The organism is Exiguobacterium sp. s150 (genome assembly GCF_018618435.1).
GTDB lineage: Bacteria > Bacillota > Bacilli > Exiguobacteriales > Exiguobacteriaceae > Exiguobacterium > Exiguobacterium alkaliphilum.
On record NZ_JACSMC010000080.1, the window covers coordinates 1 to 656 of the forward strand.

Here is a 656-nt window from a genome sequence, read left to right on the forward strand (position 1 = left end):
TCCGGCTCACCTTGCTCACCTTCTTTTTAGGTTCGCTGGGCTCGGCGGGCTCTAGCGCTTTTTTCCGTGCGCGGACCGATCCTCGTTCACGCGCGCCATCAGCTCGTCCTCGACCGCAGTGACGACCGCGTCGACCTCGGTCTTGTCGAACTTCTTCTTGCTGGCGTTCGCCCGGATATGGGTCGAATCCGTGAGGAGGATCCGTCCCGAGACGAGGTGATGCGCCTCCGCCTGGTGGATGATGTCGTCAAAAATTTGTTGGAAGACGTCCGTCCCGGCGAACCGTCGCCGGTAGGCTTGGCTGATCGTCGAATGGTCAGGGACTTTCTCGTCCATCCCGAGCCCGAGGAACCATCGGTACGCCAGGTTCGTCTCGATCTCCTTGATGGTCTGGCGGACGGACCGGATGTTGAATAACGGGCCGAGGAGGATGATCTTGATGAGGATCTCCGGATCGATGCCGGGCTGCCCGGTGTTCGAATAGAGCGGTGCACACAGACGATGGAGAAGTCGACATGGCGGTCGATCTTTCGGACAAGGTGGTCTTTCGGGACCAACTGGTCCAACGAGGCCGCGGTGTGGATCGGTTCATGACGTTTGGCGATGTGGGCTCGGTACATGATTGATTCCCCTTCCTGTTCGGAGGCGGTGACGGT

The 656-nt window shown here is 59.8% G+C and carries 1 protein-coding gene; it reads right to left on the bottom strand.

Going from position 1 to position 656, the window contains the following annotated elements:
* Positions 1-51: 51 nt before the first annotated feature.
* Positions 52-498 carry a transposase gene (locus KNP76_RS15635; protein ID WP_214845046.1) on the bottom strand — a complete coding sequence of 149 codons (447 nt, stop codon included), beginning with the start codon at positions 496-498 and terminating at the stop codon, positions 52-54.
* Between the last annotated feature and the right edge of the window lie 158 nt (positions 499-656).